This window comes from Caballeronia pedi, assembly GCF_001544915.2.
Classification (GTDB): domain Bacteria; phylum Pseudomonadota; class Gammaproteobacteria; order Burkholderiales; family Burkholderiaceae; genus Caballeronia; species Caballeronia pedi.
This window is the reverse complement of record NZ_FCOE02000094.1, coordinates 1-4,884: the sequence shown is the minus strand read 5'-3', so window position 1 is coordinate 4,884 and position 4,884 is coordinate 1. Positions and strand designations below refer to the sequence as shown.

Below are 4,884 nucleotides of genomic sequence, written 5' to 3'. Positions count from 1 at the left end.
GCTGCGGTGACCACTGCAACTGGAGCTTGCCTGCCACGATCTGCGCTAGCGCCCGGGACTCAACCAGCTTGCAGGCTCTGGGACGCTTTGCCCGATCCCAGGCAAGCGCATCGGCATGGCTTGCCCGGTAACCTTCCTTTCCACTGTTGCGTTTGATTCCGTGGACGTCGTCTGCCGCATTAGCGTGACTCGAGCAGGCGTAACCGGGCTGGGCGCTCAACAGTCCAGCGGCGCCCCCTTTGAGCCTTTCCGATACCTCGCGTAAGGTGGCACCAAATCCCCATGGTGCGCGCGATACGATTCGCGCGCTGGTGTCGACCCGCACTTTGTTAGTCCAAGCAATCGAGAAGCCGTTTTCCGTGAGCGCTTGGACGAGCGCCACGTCCTCGTTGAAAGTGAGCGGCTGAAATCCACCGGCGGCTTCATAGGCAGCTGCGGACAGTCCGAGATTCGCGCCATGCACACGACGATGTCCCCCCATATCACAGTACGTCGCGAGAAAGTCGGCTCGTGCTTCGGCGTGGTGCCCCGCCCAGTCGGAGAACGTGATCACCCCACACACCGCGTCCGTCGCGCACTCGCGTTGCATCACCAGCTGCGCCGATCATCGAGCGTGTGCAAACATGGAAAGGACCAGAAATTTTGCACATTCTCTAGCCTTGCGAGGAATTTGATGGGCCGCAGGCCGGGCGGATCTATCGCATTCGGCTTGCCGATCAAGTCCCATCCTCAGCTACCCTCCCGCCGCATTCTTCGACTTGCGTATAAGACTCACTTGCCCGTTTCGCTCAAGAATGGCCGCGTTCACGTCTTCAAGTCCCATTGTATGGAGTTCTTGTCTCGCTGTCTCGAACACATCGGTCTTCGTGATGAGCGCAGCCGACATTTGCTTGTCGTCGAACTTGCCATCTTTGAAGACCTCTCTCTGCACCGACGATCAGCCTCTCCAGCTTCGGCGAATAAACGCAGCCCCAAGCGAGGATACGGTGAACCAAAACAATCACCAGCGACGCCGCGACCGTGGGTATAGCGGGTGAAGCGCCAACGATGACACGGCTCAAGGTCGCACCCAGTAATATCGCGACGACATAGTCGAACGGCGAACGCTGTCCAAACGAGCGTCGTCCGGCAATGCGAATGAAAACAAGGCCGCTGAAGAAGACTGCAACGGCACGCGCGGACATCTGAAGGGAGTCGAGGTCTCGTCCTTCGCCAAATATGATCAGCAGCAGGCTCATCTTTTTTCCCCTTCGACAGACGCCGGCCATGGCGCGTTCGAATCCTGAACTATGGTCAGCCCTTGATGCAACCGGTCAGTCACTCGGCCCCATATAGTCTGGAAGTCCTAAGGCGGCTCTGTTCTTCGCCAGTCCTACTGCCTTTTTGATAAGCGAATCGAACTCCGCATCGCTGCGCGGTGGCGGCAGGCGATGTCGAAAAAAATCGGCCCATCGAAATTCCTCCAGAGGAACCGAGGTTTTCTCGTAGCCTCCAGCGTCACGCACCGATGCAGATAGGCTACGAAATTCATCGTCTTCAAGGTCCCAGACGTGTTGTGGCATATCCACGAATGCCACCCGCTGACCCAGAGCGTTGTATGGATACGTGAAGCGATTGTTTTCCAACGTGAGCCAGAACTCCGTCATCGAGAGTTTCGAGAGGTCTTTGAAGAGAACGACCGGCACACGCTTTACTTTCGCCTGCCAGAGAGCGGCGGCAACGTGGTGATGGTCGATCACGTAGGGCGCTTCGTCTGGACCGTATACTATGGGAACGGGCTTCTCCGCGATGGCCATCTCCAAGGCATGCCCTTTGAGCTTTTCGTAGACTTTGATCTTTTGGCGGACTTCGCGCAGGCCATGCGTCATCTGAGTCGGTCGAAGCTGATCGATTCTTAGCGTCTTCATTCTCTTCTCCAGTCTGTGCCCGCGGGCGAGTGATACGCGATGCTGTTCCACGCATGTTGGTCGCCGCGAAGCCGCAAAGTAACCCGTTCGCCCGAAGCGAGTCGTTGTCGATGGCCGGACAGCTTAGTACGCAACGCTGCGGTTGGGATGCATCTGCGTCGCTGGCAATACAAATGTGGCTCATCGCGAGCGCTGGCCTCGCCTCCGTAGCAATCGAGATTTATCTCATTCGCATCGCGAACGTGCTTACGCGCCTCGCTCTGAATTCGCGCAGACGGCCTAACTCGGCGACTCAGGTGGCCTTGACGCACTGATCCCTTCGGACCGCATCAATCTTCGATATCGTCCTCTTTTTCTGATCGCCCAACGAATTCGATATTGTTCTCGATAATCTCAACCTGAAGTTCGTCTGGTTCGTCTTCGATTTCCAGATAGTTCGGGGGTGTTGCGACGAGCCTGAAGTCGTAACCGAGCACGCTCACATCTGCAATGAATTCGCCGTCTTCGTCCTCGCGCATCACGTCGTCGTCCAGCATGGAGCGCTTTTCCTGATGGAAGTCTTTGACGGTCAGGTTGAGGTGCTCTTCCTTTTGGGTTTCTATATCGACAACCACCAGCTCAGCGTTACCGGAAAGTTCAAGCATGGTGCCCTCCGCAGGTCGTTGTCACCTCCGACCCGTACGATAGATCGGAGTTTCCGCGCTTTTTGAGGCGTTATCGCAAGAGGCGGGGCGCCGCTGAAGAGGCGAATCGTCTCGACGGCGAACGTTCGCGAGGACGTCGGTCGCTCGCGCTATACAACCGTTCAATGCAAGCCGCCGTATCCGTAAGAGGAATTCTCGATGAACAGCGTAGATGATTCTCAGACCGAAGCCGCTTGCCGCGGCAGGCCTCACTCCGAGCGATTCCTGCCGTCGTCGGGACGAAGCTCGTCGCGCAACGTCTCTTCGGACTCTGCAGCGGGGAGGATGCGCACTTCGGCGTGAGGACGCAGGAAATGCCCGAGCGCAAGCGCCTCCTGCTCGCTATCCACGGTCGTGACGTGCACGCCTTCCGCGGTAGGAACTTCAACTTGCCAGCCTCCACGCGCACATGGGCGAACGATGACTTCGGCGTCGTCGGCGCCTTCGGGCGTCAGCACTTGATTTTTGCTCCTTTGCGACGCGTAACGGGTCGCCCCGACCAAAAGCTTAGTCGGCGAATTACCGCAAGCCAACGAAAAGTGCATCTCAACGCGGTGACTGCAGTGGGCTGTCATGACCCGGGAACGCAACGCGGCCGCGTCAGACACCCAGTTGGAGACGGTCGTGCCACTCTGCTGCTGTCCATTCCGGGGCGGGAAGCGGTTGGTGATCGATATGTGCCATTCCGTACTGGAAGGCAAAGCGCAGCGCTTCGACTGGACAGGGAAAATCGCCAAGGAGGTCGGTCGTATGTAGCATGCCTTCGGGCAAGCGAATAAGGACCTTGATGGCATACTTTCCGTCGTCTTCGGCGATGTCCGGCGCAAGGACCCGCTCCTTGTATCGCATTTCGGGCCATTGCATGATGCGCCTCCTGACCGAACTGGCACTGCGGCTGCCATGCTTAATATTAGGTCGCAAGTGGAGCATTCGGTTGGATTGTAACTAGATCGTCGGTCCGGTGGATGAACGATACGGGCGAGCCTGCCCTGTCGTTGCGCGATCCTGCGAAGCTTTCGCGATCGGAGAGGAGGCGCTCGCCGACGCTCGAAACTACAGGCGATCGACGATCGGCGTTGCCTTCTTCGATACGCGCAGGAAACCGGCATGACCGTTGCGCAGACAGAAATGCGATTGTCTGCCAGATACTGCCATGCCTCATAACGCGAATTCGATGCCGGGCCTATGGGCCACGCGTGACTTCGACGCCGTCATGCCCCCTGTCGCGGTGCTCGTCGTTGACGACGACGCCGTCATGGCGGACGCGCTCGCGGCCGCATTCTTGGCCTATGGCTGTCGTGCTCTTGTCGCAGCCGGCGGTTCTGCAGCCTTTGCCATCCCGGAAACATGGGTGCCGCACGTAGTCATTCTCGACATCGAAATGCCGGATTGCGACGGCTTCAGCGTGGCGAAAGCGATGCGCCGTTCAATCCGATTTGCAACCGTGCCGATCATTGCGCATAGCTCGCTTGCGGAGGCGGAAGTTGTCGAACGCGGCATAGAGGTCGAAATCGACGCCTTCTACCGAAAAGGCTTACCGCTGCACGGCTTGCTCCAGATGATCGAGTATCTGGCGCCCGTGCGGTACTTGTAGGTGCTACGTGGCTCGTCGACCGCGGTGCTGCGAAGGACGACGTCGACCGTACGCCTCCTTGTCTCGGCTGTTCAACGAGACACCGTTTGTGCTCCATATGCCGGATTTTGATGTAATTCGCCGCAGCGAATATCGTTGCTGCGCAAACGCAGTGGCATACCCCGGGCGTGCCGCGAAGCGTCCGGCTCGTATGGTCAGAAAAAATCGCCGAGATGTCCCCCGTTGCTTGATGAGCAGCCCCTTGATCGACGCAGGCACGCTCAAGGACTACATCTCGAGGAGCGAGCAGATGCTCTTTCGCCAGGTAGCGAACGAATTTGCGCGGACGTGGAGCCGCAGGACAGCAGGACAGCGGATAAGGAGCAGACCTTTTACGGCAGGCGCTCGCTCAGGACCTCGTGTAATTTGCACATCGCTATTTTGAGGTCTCGATGCTCCAGCAATGTTCAGCCGGTCAGAAGGAGGTCGCGCTCGAATGGATCGAGATTCACAAGTTGCTCCGCCTCGCGGATAAGGTGGAGCATCTCAAGACAGAGCAGGTCTGGATACCTCCCCAGTCGGTACCGATTTATCTCGTTTATCAGCACCGTCCAGCGGTCGGCCATCTGAATGACAGTTTCCTGCCGCGGATTCAACCGGTCGATGCAACGCCTAGAATCTGCGTGAGAGCGGAGGTGTTGCAAATGAAGCAGCGGCCGAG

Annotated in this window: 6 protein-coding genes and 2 pseudogenes; 2 read left to right on the top strand and 6 right to left on the bottom strand. The window is 58.1% G+C overall.

Features of this window, described 5'->3' with window-relative positions; all coding sequences use genetic code 11:
• From AWB80_RS44755 to AWB80_RS42505, 6 genes and pseudogenes are all read right to left on the bottom strand, one after another.
• Nucleotides 1–553: pseudogene (locus AWB80_RS44755) on the bottom strand (hypothetical protein); the annotation flags it as partial.
• Nucleotides 554–733: 180 nt separating this feature from the next.
• Nucleotides 734–1,238, bottom strand: a pseudogene (locus AWB80_RS42530) (DUF421 domain-containing protein).
• A 75-nt stretch (nucleotides 1,239–1,313) separates the two neighbouring features.
• Complete coding sequence (locus AWB80_RS42525; RefSeq protein ID WP_061180579.1) at nucleotides 1,314–1,907, bottom strand: ParB-like protein; 594 nt, start codon at nucleotides 1,905–1,907, stop codon at nucleotides 1,314–1,316.
• Nucleotides 1,908–2,236: 329 nt separating this feature from the next.
• Nucleotides 2,237–2,551: a hypothetical protein gene (locus AWB80_RS42515; protein ID WP_061180577.1), complete on the bottom strand. Its 315-nt coding sequence runs from the start codon at nucleotides 2,549–2,551 to the stop codon at nucleotides 2,237–2,239.
• Between the two features lie 248 nt (nucleotides 2,552–2,799).
• Entirely contained in the window at nucleotides 2,800–3,048 is a 249-nt protein-coding gene (locus AWB80_RS42510) for a hypothetical protein (protein WP_143328292.1), read from the bottom strand.
• A gap of 142 nt (nucleotides 3,049–3,190) precedes the next feature.
• Nucleotides 3,191–3,454 carry a hypothetical protein gene (locus AWB80_RS42505; RefSeq protein WP_087132112.1) on the bottom strand — a complete coding sequence of 88 codons (264 nt, stop codon included), beginning with the start codon at nucleotides 3,452–3,454 and terminating at the stop codon, nucleotides 3,191–3,193.
• A gap of 289 nt (nucleotides 3,455–3,743) precedes the next feature.
• Between AWB80_RS42505 and AWB80_RS42500 the strand changes: the two genes are divergently transcribed.
• Together AWB80_RS42500 and AWB80_RS44750 are read left to right on the top strand one after the other, a co-directional pair.
• Nucleotides 3,744–4,184: a response regulator gene (locus tag AWB80_RS42500; protein WP_061180574.1), complete on the top strand. Its 441-nt coding sequence runs from the start codon at nucleotides 3,744–3,746 to the stop codon at nucleotides 4,182–4,184.
• A 431-nt stretch (nucleotides 4,185–4,615) separates the two neighbouring features.
• On the top strand, nucleotides 4,616–4,884 hold a 269-nt coding region (locus AWB80_RS44750), incomplete at its 3' end, for a hypothetical protein (protein WP_208635777.1).

Excerpts from the sequence above, each read along its gene's own strand:
- AWB80_RS42515 (WP_061180577.1), bottom strand. The coding sequence starts at position 2,551 with ATGCTTGAACTTTCCGGTAACGCTGAGCTGGTGGTTGTCGATATAGAA.
- AWB80_RS42525 (WP_061180579.1), bottom strand. The coding sequence starts at position 1,907 with ATGAAGACGCTAAGAATCGATCAGCTTCGACCGACTCAGATGACGCAT.
- AWB80_RS42500 (WP_061180574.1), top strand. The coding sequence starts at position 3,744 with ATGCCTCATAACGCGAATTCGATGCCGGGCCTATGGGCCACGCGTGAC.
- AWB80_RS42505 (WP_087132112.1), bottom strand. The coding sequence starts at position 3,454 with ATGCAATGGCCCGAAATGCGATACAAGGAGCGGGTCCTTGCGCCGGAC.